This is a genomic window from Mucilaginibacter sp. P5_A4, from assembly GCF_056400605.1.
Map to the genome: position 1 here is coordinate 354,681 of NZ_JBFUKX010000001.1, position 25,634 is coordinate 380,314.

17 protein-coding genes are annotated in these 25,634 nt (G+C 42.4%); 5 read left to right on the forward strand and 12 right to left on the reverse strand.

Going from position 1 to position 25,634, the window contains the following annotated elements; all coding sequences use genetic code 11:
• The first annotated feature begins 23 nt into the window (after nucleotides 1-23).
• A complete protein-coding gene (locus AC1DQW_RS01500) occupies nucleotides 24-1,799 on the forward strand; it encodes a cellulase family glycosylhydrolase (protein WP_477452503.1) in 1,776 nt (591 codons plus the stop codon).
• Nucleotides 1,800-2,421: 622 nt separating this feature from the next.
• Here the strand turns inward: AC1DQW_RS01500 and AC1DQW_RS01505 are convergent.
• The 8 genes from AC1DQW_RS01505 to AC1DQW_RS01540 form a co-directional block, all read right to left on the reverse strand.
• Nucleotides 2,422-3,960, reverse strand: coding sequence for a YifB family Mg chelatase-like AAA ATPase (locus tag AC1DQW_RS01505; protein ID WP_477452504.1), 1,539 nt, complete (start codon nucleotides 3,958-3,960; stop codon nucleotides 2,422-2,424).
• 272 nt (nucleotides 3,961-4,232) lie between these two features.
• Nucleotides 4,233-4,625, reverse strand: a complete 393-nt coding sequence (locus AC1DQW_RS01510; RefSeq protein WP_477452505.1) for a hypothetical protein — start codon at nucleotides 4,623-4,625, stop codon at nucleotides 4,233-4,235.
• Between the two features lie 237 nt (nucleotides 4,626-4,862).
• Nucleotides 4,863-6,488 carry a carboxylesterase/lipase family protein gene (locus tag AC1DQW_RS01515; protein ID WP_477452506.1) on the reverse strand — a complete coding sequence of 542 codons (1,626 nt, stop codon included), beginning with the start codon at nucleotides 6,486-6,488 and terminating at the stop codon, nucleotides 4,863-4,865.
• 189 nt (nucleotides 6,489-6,677) lie between these two features.
• Nucleotides 6,678-8,261, reverse strand: a complete 1,584-nt coding sequence (locus AC1DQW_RS01520) for a M1 family metallopeptidase (RefSeq protein WP_477452507.1) — start codon at nucleotides 8,259-8,261, stop codon at nucleotides 6,678-6,680.
• A gap of 131 nt (nucleotides 8,262-8,392) precedes the next feature.
• Nucleotides 8,393-9,307, reverse strand: a complete 915-nt coding sequence (locus AC1DQW_RS01525) for a hypothetical protein (RefSeq protein ID WP_477452508.1) — start codon at nucleotides 9,305-9,307, stop codon at nucleotides 8,393-8,395.
• Between the two features lie 96 nt (nucleotides 9,308-9,403).
• Nucleotides 9,404-10,177 carry a hypothetical protein gene (locus AC1DQW_RS01530; RefSeq protein WP_477452509.1) on the reverse strand — a complete coding sequence of 258 codons (774 nt, stop codon included), beginning with the start codon at nucleotides 10,175-10,177 and terminating at the stop codon, nucleotides 9,404-9,406.
• 308 nt (nucleotides 10,178-10,485) lie between these two features.
• Nucleotides 10,486-11,814, reverse strand: a complete 1,329-nt coding sequence (ffh, locus tag AC1DQW_RS01535; protein WP_477404720.1) for a signal recognition particle protein — start codon at nucleotides 11,812-11,814, stop codon at nucleotides 10,486-10,488.
• Nucleotides 11,815-12,091: 277 nt separating this feature from the next.
• Nucleotides 12,092-13,114, reverse strand: a complete 1,023-nt coding sequence (locus AC1DQW_RS01540) for a DUF3078 domain-containing protein (protein WP_477452510.1) — start codon at nucleotides 13,112-13,114, stop codon at nucleotides 12,092-12,094.
• Nucleotides 13,115-13,568: 454 nt separating this feature from the next.
• On the opposite strand from AC1DQW_RS01540, the gene AC1DQW_RS01545 reads away from it, so the two are divergent.
• From AC1DQW_RS01545 to AC1DQW_RS01560, 4 genes are all read left to right on the forward strand, one after another.
• Complete coding sequence (locus AC1DQW_RS01545; RefSeq protein WP_477452511.1) at nucleotides 13,569-14,198, forward strand: NADAR family protein; 630 nt, start codon at nucleotides 13,569-13,571, stop codon at nucleotides 14,196-14,198.
• 178 nt (nucleotides 14,199-14,376) lie between these two features.
• Complete coding sequence (locus AC1DQW_RS01550; protein WP_477452512.1) at nucleotides 14,377-14,613, forward strand: hypothetical protein; 237 nt, start codon at nucleotides 14,377-14,379, stop codon at nucleotides 14,611-14,613.
• A gap of 113 nt (nucleotides 14,614-14,726) precedes the next feature.
• Nucleotides 14,727-15,617, forward strand: a complete 891-nt coding sequence (locus AC1DQW_RS01555; protein ID WP_477452513.1) for a helix-turn-helix domain-containing protein — start codon at nucleotides 14,727-14,729, stop codon at nucleotides 15,615-15,617.
• Between the two features lie 299 nt (nucleotides 15,618-15,916).
• Nucleotides 15,917-17,242, forward strand: coding sequence for a sensor histidine kinase (locus AC1DQW_RS01560; RefSeq protein WP_477452514.1), 1,326 nt, complete (start codon nucleotides 15,917-15,919; stop codon nucleotides 17,240-17,242).
• A 15-nt stretch (nucleotides 17,243-17,257) separates the two neighbouring features.
• On the opposite strand, the gene AC1DQW_RS01565 is transcribed toward AC1DQW_RS01560, so the two are convergent.
• Genes AC1DQW_RS01565 through AC1DQW_RS01580 form a run of 4 tightly spaced genes read right to left on the reverse strand, consistent with a single transcriptional unit; the run spans nucleotide 17,258 to nucleotide 25,503 of the window.
• Nucleotides 17,258-18,934, reverse strand: coding sequence for a C45 family autoproteolytic acyltransferase/hydolase (locus tag AC1DQW_RS01565; RefSeq protein ID WP_477452515.1), 1,677 nt, complete (start codon nucleotides 18,932-18,934; stop codon nucleotides 17,258-17,260).
• A complete protein-coding gene (locus AC1DQW_RS01570; RefSeq protein ID WP_477452516.1) occupies nucleotides 18,927-20,435 on the reverse strand; it encodes a phytoene desaturase family protein in 1,509 nt (502 codons plus the stop codon). Before AC1DQW_RS01570 ends, AC1DQW_RS01565 begins: the two co-directional genes overlap by 8 nt.
• The gene (locus AC1DQW_RS01575; protein ID WP_477452517.1) at nucleotides 20,422-24,300 is read right to left on the reverse strand and encodes a 1-acyl-sn-glycerol-3-phosphate acyltransferase; all 3,879 of its coding nucleotides are present in this window, start codon (nucleotides 24,298-24,300) and stop codon (nucleotides 20,422-20,424) included. Before AC1DQW_RS01575 ends, AC1DQW_RS01570 begins: the two co-directional genes overlap by 14 nt.
• A 12-nt stretch (nucleotides 24,301-24,312) precedes the next feature.
• Nucleotides 24,313-25,503: a DUF2062 domain-containing protein gene (locus tag AC1DQW_RS01580; protein ID WP_477452518.1), complete on the reverse strand. Its 1,191-nt coding sequence runs from the start codon at nucleotides 25,501-25,503 to the stop codon at nucleotides 24,313-24,315.
• Nucleotides 25,504-25,634: the final 131 nt, after the last annotated feature.

The window sequence follows — 25,634 nt, forward strand, 5'->3', positions numbered from 1 at the left end:
ATAAACCTTTTATAATTTATACCATGCAACTCAAATCCGTTAAAAATATATTTTCTGCAAAGGGGCTATTGATGTTTGCCGCTGCTTCTTTTATTTCAATCCACATCCAGGCGCAACAAGGTTTTTTAAAAGCCGACGGTAAAAAAATAGTAGACGAAAAAGGCAAAAACGTATTACTGCGCGGCATGGGCCTGGGTGGCTGGATGCTGCAGGAAGGGTACATGCTGCATGTGAACAAGGATAGCCGCCAATACCGCATTCGCGAACGGTTAGAGGAGCTGATGGGCCCCGCTGAGACCAAAGAGTTTTATGATGCCTGGCTTGCCAACAATACCCGCAAAATAGATGTGGATTCGATGCATCGCTGGGGTTTTAATTCGGTGCGCCTGCCCATGCATTATAATTTGTACACACTGCCAATTGAAAAAGAGCCCGTTGCCGGGCAAAATACATGGATAGATAAAGGTTTTAAGATGACAGATGCCCTGCTTTCCTGGTGCAAGGCCAACCACATGTACGTCATACTGGATCTGCATGCTGCACCCGGCGGACAGGGTAATGACCTGAATATTGCTGACCGGAATACGGATAACCCATCCCTGTGGGACAGTGAGGCTAACAAACAAAAAATGATTGCCCTTTGGCATAAACTGGCCGACCGATATAAAAACGAACCTAATATTGCTGGCTACGACATCATTAATGAACCCAACTGGGGTTTCGACGATCCGGCAAATGATAAGAACGGGTTGAACGAAAAAAACAATGCACCTTTAAGAAAACTGATGGTTGATATTACAACTGCCATCCGCGAGGTTGATAAAAAGCACATTATTATTATAGAGGGCAACGGGTGGGGTAATAACTACAACGGCATATTACCTGCCTGGGATAAGAATATGGTGCTGAGCTTCCATAAATACTGGAATTATAACGATCAGAAATCGATTGAACGCATCATTAAAACCCGCGACCAATATAACATCCCCGTATGGCTTGGCGAAACCGGCGAGAACTCAAACGTATGGCTAACCGAAGCGATTGGCCTGTTGGAAAAAAACAACATTGGCTGGGCATTGTGGCCGCTTAAAAAGATGGGCAATAACAACCCTATCGAAATACCATCAAACTTAAATTACGATGATGTAACCCGCTACCTCAACACCGGTAAATTTAAGCCCAAAGAGAGCAATGTATACAGCGGAACATTAGAAATGGCAACCTATGCTAAAGTGGAAAATGCCATTATTCACCATGATGTGATCGATGCCATTTTCAGGCAGCCTTTTACTACCGCTACAAAACCCTTTAAGGCAAATAAGGTAAGCAACGGTACTGTTATCAATGCGGTTGATTATGACCTGGGGCGTAATGGATACGCGTATTTTGATACTGATACTGCCGATTACCACGTATCAACGGGTAAGTATGGCAAAGGAAATAACGGTCATATTTACCGAAACGATGGCGTGGATATCAGTAAGGATTCGACTGAATATAACAGCTACTATGTGGATGATATTGAAAAAGGCGAATGGTTACAATATACGCTGAAAGTTATAACACCAGGTATATATTCAGTTAAGCTCAAGGTTGCATCTGCGGCCGATGATGGTAAATTATCGCTGAAAGTTAATGGAATAACTCAAACAATTGCAGTACCCCGCAGCGGCGGATTTAAAAAATGGCAGGTTATTACCTTAAAAAATATCCGCTTAAAAGCAGGGAGCAATAAGTTAAGGGTTTATGCGGATATGGGAGGCTTTAATTTCCATAACATGAAGTTTATAAACAGATAAAAAAGCTTTCGGCACAAGCATCATTCACTATTTGGTAAAAAGAATAAAATAACCCCGATCAATAAATTAAAAAGAAAAAATTTAATTAAAAATATTCCTGTAGGCTGTGCAAATACTTTAGTTACTTTATAGTAGCTTTGTTCTTAATCAATAGTTACAGGATACAAAATAGATCTATTTTGTATCCTATAATTATTGGCGACCTAAATCTTATACAGCATTCCTATGATAGCGAGTATTTTACGCCTTATCTCTGAATATTTAAGTGTTGGAAATGTTTGGCAAAATATAGCCTTTTATTCAACCTGTGCATCTTTATTAAAAATTTTAATGGTGGTACAGGTAGGGTTAAAAAAAAGATACAAGCGGAGTTAACTGTGTCATTCTTAGAAGCTGTTTAAAAATAGATAAAAAGGTCGTCATTGGTATGAAGCAATCCCAAACTGTGCAGATTGGATTTGTAAAGCTACTCTGTAAGGCGGGGATTGCTTCGTGCCTCGCAATGACGGGTGGTTATGTGCTTCATTAGAGCATAAAAACATTAGTAAATCAAATTTAGACAGCCTCTAAGATTTATGTGAACTATAATTAATAGATGCTATATAAACAGGAAATTGCGTTGTTACCCAGCCCAACCCTCTCTATCCAAACTCCTAAAGTGGATAGCCTCGGCTAAGTGCTCCAGCTTTATTTCTTCGCTGCCGGCAAGGTCGGCTATGGTGCGGGCTACTTTCAGGATGCGGTCGTAGGCCCTGGCAGACAGGCCAAGCTTTTCCATGGCTTTTTTAAGCAGGGTTTGGCCGGCGGTATCTATTTTGCAAAGGTCGCGCACCATCTGGGGGCTCATCTGGGCGTTGGCATGCAGGTCGGGGCGGTTACCAAAGCGTTCTATCTGGATCTCGCGAGCTTTTATTACCCGTTCACGGATCTCCTCACTTTTTTCGGCCAGCCTGTCTGATGATAGTTCGGTAAAATTAACCGGTGTAACCTCCACATGCAGATCAATCCTATCCAACAACGGACCTGAAATCTTGCTCAAATACTTTTGCACCATTCCCGGCGGGCAAATACACTCCTTCTCCGGATGGTTATAGTACCCACAAGGGCAAGGATTCATACTTGCCACCAACATAAAACTCGAAGGATAATCAACCGTAAACTTAGCTCTTGATATAGTTACCTTGCGTTCTTCCAGAGGCTGGCGCATTACTTCCAGTGCGCTGCGCTTAAACTCCGGTAATTCGTCTAAAAATAAAACGCCATTGTGGGCCAATGAAATCTCGCCGGGTGCCGGGTTGCTTCCTCCGCCTACCAAAGCCACATCCGAAATGGTATGGTGCGGACTCCTAAAGGGCCGTATGGTAACCAAAGCATCGGCGGCGGCAAGTTTTCCTGCTACAGAATGAATCTTGGTTGTTTCCAATGCCTCATACAAACTCAGCGGAGGCAAAATGGAAGGCAGTCTGCGGGCAAGCATGGTTTTGCCTGCCCCCGGCGGACCGATCAATATTACATTATGGCCCCCCGCAGCGGCAATTTCCAATGCGCGTTTAATGTTTTCCTGTCCCCGCACCTCGCTAAAATCGCTGTCGTAATTACAAAGGCTATCATAAAACTCCTCCCGGGTATTCACTACCACTTGTTCCAGTTTAACGTCGCCATTAAAAAAACCGGCAACCTCTTTGATGCTTTCCACACCATAAACTTCCAGGTCGTTTACTATGGCAGCTTCGCGCGCATTTTGTTTGGGGAGGATGAACCCTTTAAAGCCATCCTTGCGGGCCTGTATGGCAATAGGCAATGCGCCTTTAATGGGCTGCAGGCTACCATCAAGAGACAGTTCGCCCATGATGATATACTTATCCAGGTTCTCGGCATCTAACTGGCTGGAAGCGGCTAAAACGGCGGTGGCAATGGTAAGATCGTAAGACGAACCTTCTTTTTTAATATCTGCGGGGGCCATGTTCACTACCACTTGCTGCCGAGGCATTCGGAAACCGCAGTTTTTTAAAGCCGAGTCGATACGGAAATAGCTTTCTTTTATGGCCACATCGGGCAGGCCAACTATAAAATATTTAGTACCCGCTGCAATATTTACTTCAACTGTTATGGTGATAGCCTGAATACCATAAACCGCACTGCCAAAAGTTTTAACCAACACTATGATAAAGTTTAATCAAAGCGAAAGATAAATATTTTTAATTATTGTATAGGCACAATATATATAAATGACTTTAAAGGAAAATATTCCCCCTATAATGCGCCGTTCTTAAATATATTATCTTTTTCTTGGAGGTATCAAAATCATCTCCTGCAAAATTAGGACCCAACTCTTTAAAATAATAAGCCCTTAAAGTAACCGGAGGATTAACTTTAAGGGCATAAGGCAACAATGTTTTATAAAGGGTTAACTTTAAATTCGGATTTTGATCATTAGATACTATTTACAAAAACGAAAAAAATGCAGGAAATTACAGCATAAGCCATCAGCATAACCGACCATACTTTTTGGTGATTTTTGCTCAGTTTTTCAAACGCAATGTTCCATCTTTTGAACCGGCCATTGTTAAGCAGGATAAAATAATTTAGGAGTAAAACCCCGGTGGTTGCCAAAAGCATAACGGTAGTAGTTACATCGGTTATATTAAACCACTGCTGGCTTAAGCAAAGCTGGGTGAGCACCAACAAATTGGTTAATAAAAGGATCATCAGGAAACTTACACCAAAAAGTGAATTAAACTTAGGTAAGCCACCTTGTCCGAAATTTTTTGCACTCCACCTGTAAGCTGTTACATAAATGGATTTTGAGATTCCTGATGCGTTCATAATGTTAGGGTTTTAGGGTTAAATATTCAAAATAATCAACCTGTTCTTGGTTGTTATTTGGTTATTAACGTAATCTGCAAAATTTTGTTGCGTAAAATGTCATTATTAACAAAATTTAACTGTTGTCAAGTAACGGCATAAAGCAACTATAAAACACACACCAACTAAGCTTGTAATGCAAGAAAAAACGGCCGCTTTTCCGGCCGTTTTTATATTATGTGAAAGCTTAATGTTCATTTATTTTGCTGATGCCATTTGAAGTAAAGTGGCATCATGGTGAAACTTTACCTCCGGTTTATTATCAAACAACATAGCTGCCCCATTTTGAGCTGCGTATGCAGGCCAGTTGGGCAGGCCTTTTGCATTAGGGTTGCCTGTACGTGCAAAATTGATCCATGCCTGGCTCATTTTAGCGGCTAAGGCATATGCTTCCTTGCCACCACCGGTCATTTCCTCACATCGTTTGATGTTATCAAACTCAAAACAGATATCAATGCAGTGGATAGATTTAAACATACCATCGGCCACGGGAGATTGCCAGGTAAACATATACATATAAACAGGTGCTGCCCCGGCAATAGCCTTTGCATTTGCCTGGCGAATAACACCCGGCCTGAAAGTAGCAAGGTCGATATCCAGGTAATCGGATGGTTTTACTGTGCCCGGATAGGCTTTTAAAACTTCGGCCATGTAAGTGTCTGTTTTATCGCCATATTTCTTTTCAAGGTTGGTTTTAACTTCACCAAGTGTGTAATTTCTTATTGCCGGGTTGATAAGCGAAGCCATAAACTCGGTTTTGGTTGATCCTACCAATAGCGGAATATTCTTTGAGATTTCAATAGCTGCCGGGTCACTTATATTATACGGTAAAAAAGCCCCATCAACAGAGGGTTCCCACATCAGGCCAAAAGGGCCTATCGGCTTTCCTTCCGCTTTTAACTGCGCCTGTACTTTTGCCATTGCCTTTTTAGTGGCAGCGCTCAGGCGCTCATATGACATAGTCTGAAGAGAGTCAACCTGCGATGGTAGCAGGCTTAATGCCTCAAGTACAGCCGCACCAATTCGTTTAGAAAGATCAGCTGTCATAAAATCACTGCGATAACTACCGCTTTGAACAATTGCTTTTTGAAACAGCCCTTTGGCAGATGGTGCATTCAGAAGCGTTGATACCTTTGCGCCACCGCCCGATTGACCAAAAATGGTCACATTGTCCGGATCGCCGCCAAAGCTGGCTATGTTTTGCTTAACCCATTGCAGTGCGGCAACTATATCCATCATCCCGGCATTTGCCGATGATTTGTATTTATCGCCATAGGCCGATAGATTTAAGAACCCAAGCAGGTTTAACCGGTGATTGATGGATACCACTACCACATCACCTTTTTTGCTCAGGTTTTCGCCATCATAGGAGGGCAATTCAATAGCCGAACCGGCAGAAAAGCCACCACCATGCAGCCACACCATAACCGGTCGCTTCTTTTGGTCGTTAATGCCTGGTGTCCAAACGTTAAGTTTCAGGCAATCCTCGTTCATATACCCCCAGTTATGCTGAAAGCCAAATTCAATAGGGTCATTAGCTGTGGTGGTAGGATCAATAGGGCATACCGCGCCATAAACTAATGATGCACGTACACCTTGCCAGTGTGCTGGCTTTTCGGGAGCCATAAAACGTTTGGCCTGTGCGTAGGGAATGCCTTTGTAGTTATACGTGCCGTTGTGAATATACCCGCGCACCTGCCCGTTATCGGTACTGGTTACGGCTACGTTTTCGCCTGCAACAACGGCATCGCTGCTTTGGCAATAACCAAATACAGGCATCAGGCATAACGCCAGCAAAGTCCAAAATGTGGATTTTTTTTTCATGGTTTATTATAATTGGTTTATAGATTATCCGGGGGCTGAATAATTTATACCACGACCATGAAATTGCGTAAATGAAAAAGATCATCAAACCACAATTATCATTGTGTAGGTATTACACAATGATAATTATAAATTTCTATTTTACAACAGTTTGAAATAACTTTATTACAAATATTTATTGCCAATCAGCTATTTAGCCATTACATCAAACGAGGCTAATAAATTAATATCAGGGTCGATGTTTATAGTTTGCGGCTTGGCTTTCGAAGGGATCTGTACAGTTGTTGTTATATTTTTTACAACCATACTGTGAACACGACCATCAACAGCAATTTCAAGAGGGAACTCATATAAATAGCTTTGTTTTTGCCTGATGTTGATATTGATCATTTGTTTAGCTGTATCATATTGCCAGGTTATCCCCAAATCAGGATGTCCTGCGGTTCTTAACCATTGTTTAAAAAACGGTTTCAGGTTTTGGCCGCTTGCTTGCTCTATCACCTGGCATAAGTCTGCAGTATTGGCATTGCGTCCGTTATATTTTGTGTAATAATTGCTTACTCCTTTCCAAAAAACGGCATCACCCAGCTTTCGCCTTAGCATGTGCAAAATCCAGCCGCCTTTTTGGTAGCTGTTGGCGTTCAGTAACTGCATGTATTGGTTTTTAACTGCGGTATCAACCACGGGTGTGATGCGCTTTTTTTCAAAATCAAAAACGGTTTTTCTATCCTGGGTTAAGCGTTTTTTTAAGGTATCAATGCCGTATTTTTTTTCAAGGTACAGGTTGGTCATGTAGGTAGCAAATCCCTCGCTTAGCCATAAATGGGCAAAGCTTTTTTCGCTTGCGCCATCGCCAAACCATTGGTGCGCTATCTCATGCGCCATCAACTCCTCTATGCCTTTACTGTTAACCGATTCCTCGAAATAAAATATTGCACTTGCATTTTCCATGCCGCCAAATATGGTTTTTGATTGCACATTGGCCAGTTTTTCATAACTGTAAGGACCAACATTTTTTATAAAAAACGGAAGGATCTCTTTGGCTGCCGCGTAGCTTTTAAATCCAACCTCTTTATTCTCGGGGAATACATAAGTATAAATAGGGATGCCACTTACATCGCCGGTATGGTCAATGGCAAAGTCGGCAACGCCTATTACCATTACTTTGGTGGGCAATACTATATTTTCCTGCCAGTGGGTAAGTTTTAACTGGTTGGGTAATGGTTTCTCCTCCAATTTCAGCCCGTTTGATACCACCTGGTAATGATCGGGAGCGGTTACTATAAAATCAACGGTGGCTTTGTCTGCAGGGGCATCAACGCAGGGCAGCCAGTTATGTGCCCTGTTTGGCCAGTTATCGCCAAAAAAAGTACGGTGGCCAAAATTATTGGTTGATATGATGAGCCCATCAGCCGGTATACCTTCGTAACTAATCACAAAGCTATGCCTGCTGGGGGCTTTTACCAGGGTGTATATTTTAACCGCATCACTATCCTGCTCAAATTTAAGGGTTTTGCCATTTTCGGTTATGGATGATACAGTCATCCCTTTACCGGCGCTGTTTTTCTTAACCAGGTCAAGGCTGAAGGAGCTTACATCTTTTATAAACTTAATTGCAACCGTTGCCTCGCCCTTGATGTTATTATCGGCATCATTTAGCTGTAAGGCAAATGTGTAGTGCTGTACATCAATTGGTAAGCCGGGTACCTGGGCTTTTGCGGAAAACGAAAACAAAAATGAGGTGGCTAAAAGCGCTATTGTGTATTTATGCATGTTAAAAGCAGCGTTAAACATCGGTATTGCACAAAGCTAATAAAAAAGAGTGCTGTAATCTCTTTGCCCGCTTATTAACATATCTGTGAACGGTAAAAAACCGGGAACAGGTTTAAGTCATTATCCATCTCTTAAAACGTAATACTCGCCCCTGCTGTAAACAAAAAGTAAAGCCCGTTTTTTGATGTATTATTCACATAATCAACCTGGTTAAATGGTTTGATAAGGTAAGGAGTAAAAATTATCTGCCATTTGTTAATTGCATACGTAATGGGTACCGATCCGCTGAAGGCAAGCAATTTGTATTGCTTTACCTCCCTTTGGTTTTCCTGCGTTACGGTTTGGGTAATGATGGTTTGTTTTGGCTGATTAGGAAACAATATGTTGATAGGTGTTTGTTTCTGCGGCGTTTCTACAGAGCGGGTTACCTGCGATTCGGTATAATAGGTTTGGTAAAACGACTGTGTACCGGCATACAGTGTGGCTGTAGGGGTAAACTTTAAACCATTTAATTTGGTTGCCCCACTCTTTACAGCGAAGATCTCTTTAGATAGCTCAGCATTATTGATAATATCATGCCTGTTGTTTTTACCAAAGCGATAGCTTCCACCAACTGTCAGTTTCACAATATTATCCGGGTTAGCATACAATTGCCCGTCAATAGTGGCATCAAAAGACGAAAGGATAATGGGGCTGCTCTTGGTGATAAAAAACTTGGTTGCCGAAATTGTACCGCCATAATATTTTTTACTATCAAACCCAAAAACGTACCCAGGTGTAACGCTTAAACCTTCAGCACCTGATTTTGAGCCGTTAAGATCAAAATAGCCAATAGCGCTAAGGAAAAGGCCATGTTTGCTCACCAGCGTAAGTGTGGGCAATAGCAAAGGCACGCTACTTTCGTCGCGGCGGCCTGCATAGGTTAGGTTTGAGATATATTGAAGGCCGGCGTTTACAAAAAGCTCTTTTACCTGTGTTTTTTTTGCTATGGTATCTTTTTTCTGGGCAAATGAAGATATGCTGCTACCCATAATTATGAGTAACATAATAAGTTTATATTTTTTCATAGGGGATGCTCAGGTTTCAAATTAACAAAAGGGCCATTAGCGGCCCTTTTGTTAATGATATTACTATAATTTATGTTATTGTTTAACAGCGCTAACTTTAGCTGAACCACTTCCTGAAGCGCCTACAGCTGTGCTCTTTTTACCGGCTTTTACAGTTGTTGCAGATGAACCACTGTTTGATAAACCTACTTTAGCACTTTTTGAGGTTGTTGCGGCACTTCCAGAACCGTTTAAGGTTTCTTTGTTACTTACGCTAACGCTTTTTCTTGCGGCTATTGCTTTTCTGCTTGTAGCTGCAACGGTTTTAACAGTAGCGGCTTTTCTTGCTGCTGCCGTTGCGGCTACTTCATTTGCTTTAGCATTAACGTTAGCTGATGCGTCGGCGGCAGCATTTTTTGATAAAGCTGCGGCAGTACCTGCTGCATTGGCCGCCTTATCTGCCGATGCAGAGCCATTTAAACTTCCTGAACCAGAAGCGTCGGCTGCTACGTTTGCTTTGTTAACTGCAGCAGCGGCATTTGTACTTACTGCGGTATTAACATTGCCGCTAACGCTTGCTGCCTGGTTAGCGGCTACTTCCTGTGCCTCACCTGCAGCTGCATTAGTAGCAGCTTGTGTTTGGGCGGCTGTACGTACAGCCGCGCTTTGAGCCTGGGCCGCAGCCTGGTTGCTGACATTGGTTGCCTGGGTTGCTGCTTTTTGAGCTACTGCTGCTGCGTTAACTGATGGTAAAGCTGCCTGTGTAACAATTTTTGTTGCTGTTGCTGCACCTACGTTTACCTGCGCAATGCCGGCTTTTGCCGCAAATAAGGCAGCCGTAAACAATACTGATTTAAATAAATTTTTCATTGTGTTTTTTTATTTAGTTTATGGTATGGTATGCCAAATCAATAAACCGGCACCATGGCAACAGGTAAACAAAGGTTATGCCGTTGGGTTAAATTACACAGAATAGCATAAGTACATACCTTCATTTGTATATAATAGTATACAAAAAGAAGACAATAAGCCAATAATATTATAAAAAAAAGAACAATCTAGGTATTTGTTTTTGCGGGGAAGAGATGTGCTTAAGCAACAAAACCCATAGCATATTGCCATAGGTTTTGTTTTCAAATATTATGTCCTGATACCTCATCAAGGTATTGGGGTACTGTTTACATTTTTGGCATCCGGCGCATCATGCTGGCCATGGCGGCGGGGTTGCTCATTTGCTTCATCACCTTTTTCATGTCATCAAACTGTTTCATGAGGCGGTTTACTTCGGTAAGATCGGTACCCGAGCCTTTGGCAATACGATTGCGGCGGCTTTGGTTAATGGTCTCGGGGTTTGATTTTTCGAAAGGTGTCATGGATTGGATGATGGCTTCAATGGCTTTAAAGGCGTTGTCATCAATCTCCACATCCTTCATCATTTTGCCCACGCCCGGTATCATACCCATCAGATCCTTCATGTTACCCATTTTCTTGATCTGCTGTATCTGGCTGTAAAAGTCGTTAAAGTCGAACTTGTTTTTGCGGATCTTCTTTTGCAGCTCAGCAGCTTCCTTTTCGTCAAACTGTTGCTGGGCGCGCTCAACAAGGGATACCACATCACCCATACCCAAAATCCTGGATGCCATACGATCGGGGTGGAAAACGTCAAGCGCTTCCATCTTCTCGCCTGTACCAATAAATTTGATAGGTTTGTTAACAACAGATTTTATTGATAACGCGGCACCACCACGGGTATCACCGTCAAGCTTGGTTAAAACCACACCGGTAAAGTCAAGGCGATCATTAAACACCTTGGCGGTGTTCACTGCATCCTGGCCTGTCATAGAATCTACCACAAACAGGATCTCATGCGGTTTTACGGCATCTTTTACCTGCTCAATCTCCACCATCATGGCCTCATCAATAGCTAAACGACCGGCGGTATCAATAATCACCACGTTATGACCGTTTTGCTTTGCCAGGGCAATCCCCTCACGGGCTATGGCCACCGGATCTTTCGACTCCAGGTTGGCATAAACCGGCACGCCTATCTGTTGACCCAGTACCTGCAGCTGGTCTATTGCCGCGGGGCGGTAAATATCATCGGCAACTAATAATGGCTTTTTGCCCTTTTGTGTTTTTAAGTAATTGGCCAGCTTGCCGGTAAAGGTGGTTTTACCTGCACCGTTTAAACCGGCAATTAATATAATGGTTGGCGATGCTTTAAGCTCCAGTTCGGCGGTTGAGCCACCCATTAGTTCGGTAAGCTCATCGCTCATGAGCTTAGTGAGCAGCTGGCCAGGCGATATGGCTGTTAATACATTGTTACCCAGTGCCTTTTGCCTTACGTCATCAGTAAATGCTTTGGCGGTTTTATAGTTTACGTCAGCATCCAGAAGGGCTTTGCGAATTTCCTTCATGGTCTCGGCCACGTTTATCTCAGTAATAGTTCCTTGTCCCTTCAGTACCTTAAAGGCCCTGTCGAGTTTATCCGAAAGATTTTCAAACATTATTATTATCCCAGTTTTGAGGTTACAAAGGTATGATTTTGAAAATTAATTTGAAGCAGGATGTGTACGATGATTTAAGACGCGCGAAGACGATGTGATTTTTGGGATAAAAGATAAAGGACTTTTGGACAAAAGACTAATAGAATATAAGGATAAAGGACCTTTGCAGATTCATTTGTATAGTTCGTGCCGCGGCGATGACATTGCGGAGGTCCGTCATGAGCTGGGGAGAAGCACCGATGAGCAATGACGCTAAACCAATGGCCGATGACTAGGCTTATGGGAATCTATATAAAATTCCTAAGGCCAGTCCTTCGGTTCCTTGTACGTCCCGTGCTGTTCGTTTATCATACAGCATGGTGCCGTTTATGGTAACGTTTATTAACCGGTTTACCCGGGCCGACAAAACCGCATCAATACGGTGGGTTATAAATTTCGGCGATTCGCCATAAGGAATAAACAGCGCGTAACGTGCATTTAAATGAACATTTTTGGCCAGGTCTTTATCAAAAAGAGCCACCATCTGGAAAGCCAGGTCGTTTTTTACGGTATGACCTATAGGTACGCCGTAATTTGACGGCTGGTTATGATATATAGTGGTATCGGTAACAAATGTTTGGCGGGCAGTACCGGTACCTAAGCGCAGATCGAAATAACCGGTAGGCTTGAACTCAAAACCTATTGATTCGGTTAAATAGCCCGGCGACATGAAATTCGAGATCAGTTGTGAATCGAATTTCCCGTTTCCCTGGTCAATATAGTTAAAGCCCTTATCAAATTGCGACTCAAACGTGAGCGCTCCGAAAAAATACCAGTGTTTGGATAATTGGGAAGCCAGTTTATTATCAAAATAGATCCTGTCGTTGGTTTTACGCTTGCCCTGCCCTTTGTTTTTGGCAACACCATAGGTTAGGTTAAGCTCGGATACATAGCTAAACGGTGCTTTATTATATTCGGTATGGTAAACAAAGTTTGATCCTAATGCTACCGAATTTACACCACCCGCGCTGTAGTTGTTACTAAAGGCCGACTGGCTGAAATTGAGCCCGAAAATGACAGCCTTTTTCCAGTAGATTACCTTATAATCCATCAGGGTAACCGGAATCTGTTCGCGCTGAATCTGGATTGGCCTTACCCTTGTAGGAATAGCGTTTTTACGCGGATCGATCCTGAGTTTGTTAATCTGCGCGGTATCAATTTTAACGGTGTCCTTTTTCAGCGTATCGGTTTGCTGAGCGCTTACCGAAATACCGCAGGCTATTAGTGCCGATGAAAGCAGGGCAAGTCTGGTTTTTAACATAGTCAACAAATTAAAGCAAAAATCTCCTTTTATAACATCATTAATCGAAAATGTTGCATAAAGGTTTTAATTTTTTAAAGTTGATGTATAAACAGATTCTCTTCAAAAGTTTCTTTTGTTCCTTCAGCAACCGAATTAGTGCAAGTCTTGTAAGGCCACTGGTGAATATAGCCTTTTAGTGAAAAACAGCTTGCTAAGTATTGAATATGCAAATCCCGGATGCACGTTTCATACGGGATTTTGTATTTTTAAGCTTATGAATATGCAGCCACAAAGTACAGACAAACATAGTTACGCGGCGTACAATTGGAGCGAAAAACCATTCCGTAAAATTCACATTGGGTGGGAGGAACTGCCGGGAACCGTGGGAGGATATCATTTTTCAATATGGCAGCGGAAATACTCTATATTGGGGGACATCACATAGAATGCAATTTATTAACCGGAAGAAACGATGACAAACGAGATTAAGTTTTATAAAGTTGGGGATAAGTACGGCGAATTTTCTAATTTCTATCCTTCCCCGCTGGTACTGCTCAATGAAGTATGGCCGACAGTTGAGCACTTTTTTCAAGCAAGCAAATTCCATGACTTTGGAGTCTGGGATAGAATAAAAGTAATGAAATCGCCGATGGATGCTGTAAAAGAGGGGCGAAGTCGCGCTAACATCTTAAGAGACGACTGGGAGCTCGTAAAAGATACCGTAATGCACAACGGCGTGCGTGCGAAATTCCTTCAAAATCCTGCGTTGAAAAAAGTTCTTTTGGAGACGGGGGACAGTTTGATCATTGAACATACTGTGAATGACAACTATTGGGCTGACGGGGGAGATGGATCAGGAAAAAATTTACTCGGGGAAATTTTGATGAAAGTACGTGGTGAGTTAAAGGAAATCTGTCATCTGCCGGGTGTCATTTTTCCTCCCTGGGTTTCATTTCCTAATACAGATCAGGGCGACATGTTTTGGAGAATGGGACTTGGCGAGGAATACATTTCGAGGTGGTACAAATATATTGATACGTTTGGCGAAGAAAGATATAAGAATTTGTTTCCCGAACCTTTGAACTGGCAAGGAATGTATTAGGAATGGACTGTTTACTCAATTTTTATCCTCCAGTTGCCGCAAAGGTTTTTACTGGCTTGTGTACCCGCAGAATATGCAGCCACAGACAAACATAATTGAATCAACTTTTGAGAAATAATATTTTATCCCGTTTAAAACATAGCTTTCACGCCAGTTGTTATCATATAAACTTAAAATTATGAACGCAAAAGCTGCAGTTAGTATACTAACTATTTACCTGGCCTGTTACATAATTGTATTTGCAAGCGGATATTCCCTAACCTTGCTTGCCGCTATGTTCCTGGCATCCCCGCTTTTAATATGTTGGATGGTTTACAGGGTTTTAAAAGATGATAGCTTTAAATATCCGTCATTAGGCAGGGACCAAGAGTGGGGTTATCTTGATAGGTCAGAAAGCGACCTGGGTTTATTTTAATTAGTTATAAAAATGACTTTATACAGAAGTAGCATTATTGATTTTTGTATGCCTTAACTTATTAAAGTTCATACATTTACTCCGCATTGGGATTTTACAACAATGGGCAACTTATGGACGTAATTACCTTAGATGAATTTTATAAGCAAACCGCAACTCTTGTTCCGGAGGGGATTAATAAAGAAATAGGCCATTTTAATGTATTCAACATTGATGAGCTTGACAAAAAGGGCGCAATGCCTTATAACAGGCGGGCTTATTATAAGATCAGTTTAATAAACGGCCACAACAAGGCGGAGTATGCCGATAAAGTGATCGACATTGAAAAAAATGCCCTGCTGTTTGCTACCCCAAAGATTCCCTATAACTGGGAACCGCTGGACGACGACCAGCATGGCTACTTCTGCATCTTTACTGATGATTTCCTTGTTCAGGCTAAAAGCGGGGTTGTGCTGGATGATTTGCCCATCTTTAAACCCGGTGGCTATCCTATTTTCCAGCTTAGCGATGATGAAGCTGCGGGGATCACCGCCATCTTCCGCAAAATGCACCAGGAACTATCATCAAACTATGCTTACAAGTATGATCTGCTGCGCAACTACATTTTAGAACTTATCCACCAGGGCCAAAAGCTTCAGCCCGCCGTGGCACTTTATCCAGGCCATACAGCCGTGGCAAGGGTATCATCCCTGTTTCACGAGCTGCTTGAGCGACAGTTTCCTATCGAATCGCCAGATCAAAAATTAAAGCTGCGCACAGCCAAAGATTATGCCGATAGGCTGGCGGTGCACGTAAACCACCTTAACAAAGTACTTAAAGAAAATACGGGCAAAACCACCACCCATATCATTAGCGGCCGTATCCTCCAGGAGGCCAAGATCCTGCTTAAACAAACCCACTGGAATATATCCGAGATCTCGTACTCGCTGGGCTTTGAGCAGGTGGCCCATTTCTCCAATTTTTTTAAAAAACAAACCTCGCTGGCGCCAATGGCGTTCAGGTAGTATGTTTGTGTTTTCTAAGCATACTTATCATCCCCAGGGGGCCTTGTTGTGGCTCTTTTTCTTTAGCACATAAAAACCGTATGGGGGGTGTAATGGCTTAGGCTATTTGCTAAAACGCGCAACAAATACAAGGTTATATAATGCTAAGAGTCTATTTATTAGCAGATAACTAAAATCAGCGAGCTACGTAAAAAGGGAGACAGTTATTTTGACAGACGGGTTCGCAACCAATTTTATTGGAATTGTGATACAAATGATCTGTCCAATCGTAAACCGGTTTTAATATAGATATTGGCATTTTGAAGAATTATGCAGCTATTGAGTTTTGGAATAAATTAGTTGGCCACAAATCCAGGGTAACGCTCGAAGGTCGTATCTTTCATTCAGTTTGTATAGTTGTATTACTATTCATTGGCATCAACATCCCTTTTAATTATTTAATTGGCCTTCCGGAGCTGGCTATATTGATGGCGATAATTTTCCTGGACGTTTCTTTAATTTACTATTTTTCCAGGTTCAAAAACAAGCTCAACATCGGTATTACGGTTTTCCTGATATCCAATAACCTGTTATTAATTGCCAATTACTATTATAATTCGGGCATTAATGGCCCCGGGTATGTAGTTTTTATTCTATCGTTTTTTGTTACAGTAGCAATCATCCCACAAAAACAATACTGGATATGGCTTCCCCTTAATGTAGGCATTATCTTAGGCTTATTGTTTTTAGAAAACATGAATCCAGGCTGGATCCAAAATACCTATAACAGCAGGACAAGTCGGTTTATTGACTTTAGTTACAGTTATATTGCAACTGTAATACTTATGCTGCTGGTTATTGTTTATATCCGAAATGCCTATAACCAGGAGCGGAGGATTGTAGAGCAGAAGGCAAGAGCACTTGAAGTAAGCAACAATACTAAAAACAAATTGCTCTCCATTTTGGCGCACGACCTTAAAGAGCCACTATCATCACTGCAGGGTTTCCTGGAGCTACTTACCGAATACAAACTTGATGAATCTGAAAGAATTGGTATCGAAAAAGAACTATTAAGACGCACACAAGATACCTCTTATCTGTTAACTAACGTACTTTCATGGACTAAAAGCCAAATGGAATCAGTGCAGGTAAAGCTGATGCCTTTAAACTTGTTTCTGGCATTAGATAATACACTCCAGATTTTAACAAACATCGCCAAAGAAAAATCAATAGAGCTTCGTCATGATTTAACTAATTATATTTGCGTAATAGGCGATAGGGATATGCTGCAGCTGGTTATAAGGAATTTGGTTATAAACGCTATTAAATTTACCTATCCCGGAGGGAAAATAACAGTAAGCGCCGAAGTTATAGACGGTAATTGCATCATTAAAGTAGCAGATACAGGCGCCGGCATTCCACTGCCTCAACAAGCCGGTTTATTTTCGCTTTCCGCTAAGTCAACATTCGGAACCGGCAAGGAAAAAGGTGCAGGTTTGGGCCTGGTGCTTTGCCAGGAGTTTGCTGCATTACAGGGTGGGAAAATATGGTTCACGAGTGAACAAAATGTGGGCAGCACGTTTTTTGTGAGTTTAGAGTTTTGTTCATTAGCCAAACAACAGGAACTTTTAAATGTGTTATCCTAAACATTTCTACTAAAGTTACTTCAACTTTTTTTCACATTTGCTGATCTGTACCCTGATATGGTCCTCTTCTTTCCTGGTAGCGATAACGCTGGTTAAAGCTCTTTGGTAATATTGTAACGCTTTTTTATATTCTTCGTGCTTAAACGAATAATCGCCGGCTATAACGTAGGCGTGGTAATATAGCGGGTTGGTTGCTACCAGGCTATCGGTGTTTATGGTTTCGCCGTCAAGTACCTGCTGCCTCATTTTGCGGAAGTTCACAAAATCCCGGTATTGGGTGGTTGAAAGAAAAGCATCCGCCGGTACAGTGAGGTTCTGCTCGTTAATTTCCTGGTCTTTTTTCATACCCCGCAAGCCGAACACTTTTTTCAGATCATAGGCCACGTATTCGCCCAATTGCCATGGCGAAGTGCTCACCCAAACCAACAGTTTTTTAGGTTCAAATACAATGCTATGATGCGCAATTAGCTGGTTGATGGCCTTCTCGTTGCCCATGCCAATATCTGCACCATGCATGCCTTTCTGGTCGCGCAGGATGGCGATGGTTTTTTGTACGGTGTTTTTGCCGTTGGCATTCAGCAGTTCCATAAGGCGGTTATAGCGGTAAGGCGAGGCACTTTCCGCCATCTGCACCTTATTCTCAATTGATTTGCCCAGGCTCTTGCTCTGGAAATGGTTGGCGCAAACAATGTAATCCTGGTGCGGGTCGTACATATCCAGCGTATCGGGAGTTTTCTCAATCACTACGGCCTTGTTATCAGCAGCTGATGCCACCAAAAATGCCTCTGATACAAACATCTTGCGCTTTGCTGCTATGGCGTAGGCTTCCCGCGTGTTTTTGGCATATTGTAAAATCTCGCGGGCCACTAATGATACGGGTGTTGCTGCGGCGGTAGGGATATTGGTTTTATCGGCATTGATGGTTACGCTTACACCCTTTTCGTTCATCCCGGATACGGCGCCAATGAAGCCCCCCCAGGTAACGGTCATAAATTTATAACCTTCTGTTGGGTTAAAAAATGCCACTATTTTGTCCTGCGCGAATTTATCGCCCACATAAAAATCGAAATTACGGCCGATGATCATCGTGCTGTCTTCACTTTTTATACCCCAGGTACCAAACGATGTACAGCCCACCAAAGCCATGCTTTGCAGCGCGTGACCAATATCATGCGCGGCATGGTAGTTCAGGATACGCTGGTAGTTGGAGCCGATATACTGGTACTTGCCTGATGCCGATTTAGATATACCATAGATCTCCTCTTTGTATTCCTCTGTAACGTTCTTATCCAGATTACGGTTAAACCAGGCTATAAAGTATTTTAAAAAATGCTGATAAAATTTAGATGGAACTATCTTGCCAATCTGCTCTACAAAATGATCTTCCTGGGCTACTACCAGTTCCTGGCTTAGCTTGCCATTGATGACGCCACGTTCAAAGGGTTTACCTTCCACATACATTTCAAATAAACCGTTCTTGCTTTTGCGGAACCAGTCGTTTTTAATKGTATAGAAACCTTTGGAGGGCTCTGCGCGCTTTAGTTGCAGGCTGCTCAAATCCTTGGGTTCTGGCGGATAATCGATAGCTACTGCGTACAGGTAAGCCATGCCGATAATGAGCAGCAGCACAAAAACCAGGAAAGCATAAAGCAATCTTTTCCCAAATTTTCGCCAGCTAAATTTTTTATGCATTTCGTATTTTCCCTATGATGGCATCGTTGCCAAGTACAGTTGTGCAGGTAACTATTGCACTCATGGCGGTGCCTAAAACACCGTGCAGGTTAAGGTTTTGGCCGGTAAAGTACAGGTTTGGTATTTTTGTTCGCGGTGATATAAATGTTTTTAACGTGTGCTTGTAATCTTTTACAATGCCGTATAATGAACCATCACCATTACCTATATAATCGCGGTACGAGAGTGGCGTGGCCGAGTAGTAGGATTTGATATGGCTGCGGATGTCCGGAAACTTTTTCTCCACCATATCCAGCAGTTTTTCACTTTTGCGAATTTTGAACTCCTCGTAAGTTTCGCCCCGTTCATTAACGTTTGATACTGTGTTAAAAGTGCCCTCCCAGGGTTTCATCTCCTCAAATCGCATATAAGTAAGTATCGACATTCCCTCGGCGTACCCGTTTGATTTTGAGGTAGCTGCTACAAAAAGAGCATAGCCAAGCGGCCAGTTTTCCTCGTTGTAATCCGCTATATCCCAAACGTGACCGTCCTTTCCGATATAGTAATTGTGTTTAAAATATTTAAAGCTATTTTTTTTGAACACCACATTCAGGGTAAAGGATGATACCGAGTTTTCCAACCCTTTTAAGCGGTTGCGGTAAGCCGGTTTAATTAAATCCGAATCTGTGATCTCCAGCGTTTGCACGGGGTGCACATTGCTGATGAATTGCCTGCCGTGGATATTTACCCCATTGGCAGTTTCCACATGCGATACCTTTCCATCTTCAACAACAATCCGCTTCACCTCGCAATGGCGTTTGATAACCCCTCCCCGTGAACGGATATTTTTGGCAATGTACTTTGCTATCTGCGATCCGCCGTCTACGCACTTATATGAACTTTCGATATAGCTGTTCAGGATCAACGCGTGCACGTAAAACGGAGTTTTATCCGCCTGGCCGGCATACAGGGCATTATTACCTGCCAATACAGCCTGCAGGCGCGGATTATCAGTTATTGATTCAATAAAGCCTTTGGTATCAATTTCCAGCACACCCGATTTCTCATTAAAATCGTCGCTGCTTCTTAAGTTATATAAGGAAAATTTACTGCAAACTTCTTTAATCTTATCGCAATAGGCATTAAGCGCCGCTTCTTCACCTGGAAAATGTTTTAATATATGACTGATGAAGTTATCATAACCCTGGGCATATTCGTATTCTGTTTCTTCGCCATAGATGCCTATCTTATCAAAAACAACATCCTGTTTTTGCAGTTTCAGCTTATCCATCAGGTCGAGGTATTTGAATATCTGGTATAGATTCTGGCCTTTGTCAAGGCCGCCAAGGTAGTGCACGCCCGAGTCGAAGATCACTTTATCACGTACATAGGTCTGCAGTGAACCGCCGATCTGCGTGTTTTTTTCGATCACGCAAACCTTAAATCCTTCCCTGCTCAGTAAATCGGCACTCACCAATCCCCCCATACCACTGCCGATAATTACAGCATCATAAATCTCCATTTAGTAAATTCCCAGTTTTATGTTTGATTACAAAAATAACATTTGATGTGTATTTTGTTTCATCAATTACCCGGCACTCCATATTATTCGCTGCCGCTATATCCTCAACCAGTTGTGCTGATAAAAACGACAGCCCTCTGCTTGTTTTATTGAATTTTGCAACCTTAGTCGAAAAAAACTCGCTAAGTTCAGTACCTCTGTGCTTTTCCTTCAGGTCCTTATTCGCGTCACGGATAATGACGCTTCCGCCCGGATTCAGGCTATTGATGCAGCGTTCCATGATCAGCTTTTGTTCGTGGGGCTGCAAGTAATGAAGTACATCGGCAATAATGACGGCATCGTATTTTTCAAATTCAAAACTTAGTGCATCCGCATGTTCAAAATTGATAAGTGCGGTTTTGTTAAAGGTATTATTGGCTACTTCTATCTTATCCTCATCATAATCTATCCCGGTAAATGCGCGCTGTAGTGCTGCAAAATGCAGCATATAAGGCATAAAGCCGTAACCGCAGCCAATATCAAGCATTTTGCCTTTCAAGGGCAGCAGCTCATGAAATTGCTGATAGTTTTTCTCCAGGCTAACTTTAATCCTCATGTACCACTCCAGTATAGGGCCTTTATAAAGGTAGTTATAGATCAGCTGCTCGCGGTAATAGCGGGGTTGCTGTATCTCTGCGCTCAGTTGTTTGTGCTCTTGCTTAAAATATTTGCTGATGGCTTTGGTCTGTTCAGAATAGCCAGTTCCAAAACCGGTATCTCCGGGCTTTATCCGGGGCAGGTATTTTAGGGTGATCTTACCGTTCTTGAGCAGGAAATCGCCTTTGGTCATGCAATAGCCGGTGCCGTGGATCAGGATAGGTTGAATGTCCATATGCAGCCGTTCGGCCAAATAAAACGCTCCTTTATGAAAACGCTTCATATCCCCATCAACAGAGCGTGTGCCTTCGGGGAAGATTACGATAGAATAGCCTTGCTTCACCCTGCCGGCCAGCAGATCGATATTAGCTTCGGTGCCCTGTGCCACAGGGAAATAATCGGCCATGCGCACTACTGCGCCAAATACAGGCGAGTTCCACACCCAGTTATTGGTGAACAGGATGAGCCTCGGACTTAGCATTACCAATATCAAAATATCCAAAAACGACTGATGGTTGGCAATGATCACAGACGGTTTATCAAAATCGGCCAATTGTTTATTGATGATCTCCTTTTTTACATTGCCCATGATATAGATCATCGACCAGGAGAACCTTGCGAGGATGGCATGATAAACCAGCTTACCCTTCTCCTTATTGAATGGATTCAGCCTGAATAAAAATCCTAATGCTGATAGGATGAGACAGCCCGTTACAAAATAAGTGAATGCGAAAATGCTGATCACCAAGCCACTGATGGTCCACGGAAATTGCTTTTTCCGCGTGCGGTTTTTAATGAGGATATTGAACAGGAAGGGGATCAGGATTTGCGACATGATCACTACGCAGATGATCCCGATGATGGAAATAAAAGCTATCGACCTTAAGGCAGGATGTTTGGCAAATATTAATACGCCCAAACCGGTAATGGTAGTTATGGCCGATAAAAAGATGGATGATTTATAGGACGACAAAACCTTTTTGCCGGTTTTATATTCCTGCAGCAGGCCATCCATAATGTACAGGCTATAATCATCGCCCAAGCCAAATATCAGTGCAGATATAATAATATTCACAATATTAAAGCTGATACCAAAAACAGCCATCAATCCCAGGATCCAGACCCAGGATATTGCCATCGGTATAAAAGAAACTAACGCCAATTCCAGGCGGCCATAAGTTAATAGCAGTACAACAAAAACTAACAGCGACGACATTACCGCGATTTTGGTAAAATCGGCATTGATGATCTCTACCAGTTTATTGGTGAGGTATTGTTTATCAATAACGGTAACATTTGGGTCGCTCTCAAAGGCTTTGTAAACAGCCCCTTTTTTATCCGGCGATGTTTGTACCGGCGTTACCACGGTAGAGTGACCTGGATATTCATTAATAAAATTATCTAAAAAGCTTTTCCTGATCTCCGCCGCATCGCTGTTATTACCAGCATGCGAAAAATCTTTATTCAGCAGCGTTTTAAATTTATCAAATGCCGATGCACTGAAACCTTGCACCTTCCCCTCTTTTTCAAGGGAGGTAAATAGCTGCTGTTTTTTTTCGGATGTCCAGTAGGTATTCCAGCGGGCTATCCTTGCTTTTTGCAGGGAATCTGAGATGATGAATGAGGATACATCCGAGGATCTTTTGACAATCCCCTGCTCCTTCAGCTTTTCAATTTTGGCGGCCAGCTTCTCATTGTTCGCCAGTGCCCTGTCTAAAGTTTTTCCTTCGGATACCAGGTACACCGATTGCAGGGCGTATTGGTTAATATTGTTGAGCTTATTTTGCGATTGCTGCAATTGCGGGGGCATGTAGTTCATTTTGGCTACATCAAACTCAAAGGTTACCTCATTGGCCTTGTAAAAAAATACACCGGTAAGCAGGATGATGCCTATAACAACAAACTTGTTATACTCCGGGTTAAAGGACGCCAGTTTATCGATCCATGAAAGCTGGATCATTTTATGGTTTTCCTGCTCTTTTTTTGTCGATATAAACTGCGGCAAAAATACCAGCGAACAAATGGACGCGCCTATTAAACTAAAGGCAGCAAAAAGGCCCAGGTCTTTCAGCATTTCCGATTCTACAAACTCCAGGCACAGGAAACCGCCTATGGTGGTAAAACTGCCAACGGTAAGGGGCATCATCAAATCCTTCAATACCTGCTCCACGCTTTTGGTGTGCCGGTAATGGTTAAATACGTGCAGCGAGTAATTGATGGCGATACCCAACACAACCGAACCTGTACCCAGGGCGATGACCGAAATGCTACCCTTTAAAATGTAGATGGCGGTAAGCGAAAACAGGGAACCAAACAGTACGGGGATTAAAATAATAACAGGCGCCCGCTTTTTGCGGAAGTACAAGCCTAAAAACACAATGAGTGCCAGCACCGTGATGCCTTGCGTAAGCGCGGTATCTTTCCTTAATTGTAAAGCGTTGCCGTAGTATACCGCCGCCGAACCAAAATAAGTGGCGGTAACAATGCTTTTAGGTTTATTGCTTAGGCTATCTATCAGCTGATCTAACCCTTTTATTAAAACACCATTCTTCCCAGTGTTATTTGGCGGGTAGGCCGGGGTGATGAACATGAGCAGGTTTTGATGGTTTTTGGTAACTACGTAATTATCGTAAAGCTCAAAATTCTTATCATACTGCAGCTCTTGTAATTTTTTCAAGCCAATGAAAGAGATGCCCACCGGGTCGTTACTAATGATGCTTTTTAGGGCAATGCCTGCCGGAGATGTAAGTGTGCGGTAATCGTAAGCCAGCGTTTGTTTAACTTTTTCGGGTGTAATGAGGGCGTCGATGGTTTGATAATCCTTTTCTGCCAGGTAAATCGGCAACTTTTGGCTGATGGTGCCAAACAAGTTCATTACCACATCATCATCAATTTTAAAACTGGCTTTGCCAATGTAAGGTTTAAATTTTGGCTCAACAGCAGCAGCAAATTCATCAGCAAAAGCTACCAGGCTGTCGGGCTTTGCAATAGCTGTGCTGTCCTTTAGCGATACCATGATCACCAGCTTATCTAAAAACTTAGAGTTCTGGAAAACTTCGTTTAGCTTGGCTATTTTTTTATCCTTGGGGATAACTTTGCTGATATCCTCCTCAAACTTTACCTGAGACGCAAAATAGCCCATCAACAAAAAGCAAGCAGCAAATACCGTATAAAAAACACCCCTGTTCCTGGCAAAATAATGGTATATGAGGATAAGACCTTTTTCCATTTAATGGCTTACTTATATGGCAGCGGGTGCTTTTTTTAACAATTTTAGTAAAGCGTAAGTTATAAGGCCAACCGTAAGTGATGCAACAACAGCCAGGGTAAGGCTGCCATAAATATATTGCTCCATATGTTCGCCAACAGTTTTGAAAGATATTTTTGAGCTGAAAGCCATATTGGTAACCCTGTCGCCCATCCAGTACTCGCCGGCTTTATAACTTAAAAATATAATAACAGGGATCATGGGCGGGAAACTGATATGTGCCGTAAATACTACAAGGGCCTTATTGAGCTTAAATATGATAGACAAAAATATGGCTACAGCTAACTGGAAACCCCAGATGGGCACTATTCCCATAAAAATACCAAAGCCTATGGATAAGGCTTTTACCTCGTCGGAATCATTGGGATTATATAGGGTGGCTATTATTTTTTTACGCCCTTTTTTTTTTGATAAATTCAGGAAAAGGTCGCGCGGTTTAATCCAGACAAAGGCAATTACTACCAAAAAGGCGTTTAATATGCCAACCCGCGAAAAATCGGTAACGGGACGGAAGTGCGAAACCCGGGTTTCCTTTGGTGCATAATACACGCTCACCGGCACCGAATCCATGTATACACCGCGCCAGGAGGCCCGAACGATCACCTCGATCTCAAACTCGTATTTGCGGGTATAAAACTTCATCCCCTCTAACAGGTATAATGGATATAACCTGAAGCCTGATTGAGTGTCGGGTGAATGGATCCCTGTTTCTACCCAAAACCAAAAATTGGAAAATTTATGCCCGAAACTGCTTTTACCTGGTACCGCGGCCTGGCTCATATTACGGGAGCCGATAATGATGGCGTCCTGAACCTGTTCAAGTTTATCTAAAAATACGGGAATATCTTTGGCAAAATGCTGCCCGTCGGAATCAATGGTGATGGCGTATTTATAGCCTTTTTGCATGGCATAGGCAAATGCCTGGCGTAACGCCCAGCCTTTCCCCACATTATCGGGGTAGCTGATGAGCTGTACATATGGAAATGTTTTTACGATAGCTTCGGTATCATCTGTTGAACCATCATTAACAACAATGATATGGTTGCTATAGGCAGCTACATCTGTAATTACACCGGCCAAAGTAAGATGATTATTATAGGTGGGGATGATAACACATACGTGCAGCTCATCAAACCGCTTACTTACTAAACCCTCAAATTCCATTAATTGCCCTTGATACGTAATAAATTGAAAACAACATTTTTATACATAACAAAATTAGTGTTAATGATGACAAAGCGGTTAAATAGTTTTAAATTAATAAATGCGTATTGGTTTGCAGGCTTTTTTTGGAT

Bases quoted from the DNA above. Each gene is read 5' to 3' on its own strand.
- AC1DQW_RS01500 (WP_477452503.1), top strand. From the start codon at position 24: ATGCAACTCAAATCCGTTAAAAATATATTTTCTGCAAAGGGGCTATTG.
- AC1DQW_RS01510 (WP_477452505.1), bottom strand. From the start codon at position 4,625: ATGAACGCATCAGGAATCTCAAAATCCATTTATGTAACAGCTTACAGG.
- AC1DQW_RS01515 (WP_477452506.1), bottom strand. From the start codon at position 6,488: ATGAAAAAAAAATCCACATTTTGGACTTTGCTGGCGTTATGCCTGATG.
- AC1DQW_RS01520 (WP_477452507.1), bottom strand. From the start codon at position 8,261: ATGCATAAATACACAATAGCGCTTTTAGCCACCTCATTTTTGTTTTCG.
- AC1DQW_RS01525 (WP_477452508.1), bottom strand. From the start codon at position 9,307: ATGTTACTCATAATTATGGGTAGCAGCATATCTTCATTTGCCCAGAAA.
- AC1DQW_RS01530 (WP_477452509.1), bottom strand. From the start codon at position 10,177: ATGAAAAATTTATTTAAATCAGTATTGTTTACGGCTGCCTTATTTGCG.
- ffh (WP_477404720.1), bottom strand. From the start codon at position 11,814: ATGTTTGAAAATCTTTCGGATAAACTCGACAGGGCCTTTAAGGTACTG.
- AC1DQW_RS01540 (WP_477452510.1), bottom strand. From the start codon at position 13,114: ATGTTAAAAACCAGACTTGCCCTGCTTTCATCGGCACTAATAGCCTGC.
- AC1DQW_RS01545 (WP_477452511.1), top strand. From the start codon at position 13,569: ATGACAAACGAGATTAAGTTTTATAAAGTTGGGGATAAGTACGGCGAA.
- AC1DQW_RS01550 (WP_477452512.1), top strand. From the start codon at position 14,377: ATGAACGCAAAAGCTGCAGTTAGTATACTAACTATTTACCTGGCCTGT.
- AC1DQW_RS01555 (WP_477452513.1), top strand. From the start codon at position 14,727: ATGGACGTAATTACCTTAGATGAATTTTATAAGCAAACCGCAACTCTT.
- AC1DQW_RS01570 (WP_477452516.1), bottom strand. From the start codon at position 20,435: ATGGAGATTTATGATGCTGTAATTATCGGCAGTGGTATGGGGGGATTG.
- AC1DQW_RS01575 (WP_477452517.1), bottom strand. From the start codon at position 24,300: ATGGAAAAAGGTCTTATCCTCATATACCATTATTTTGCCAGGAACAGG.
- AC1DQW_RS01580 (WP_477452518.1), bottom strand. From the start codon at position 25,503: ATGGAATTTGAGGGTTTAGTAAGTAAGCGGTTTGATGAGCTGCACGTA.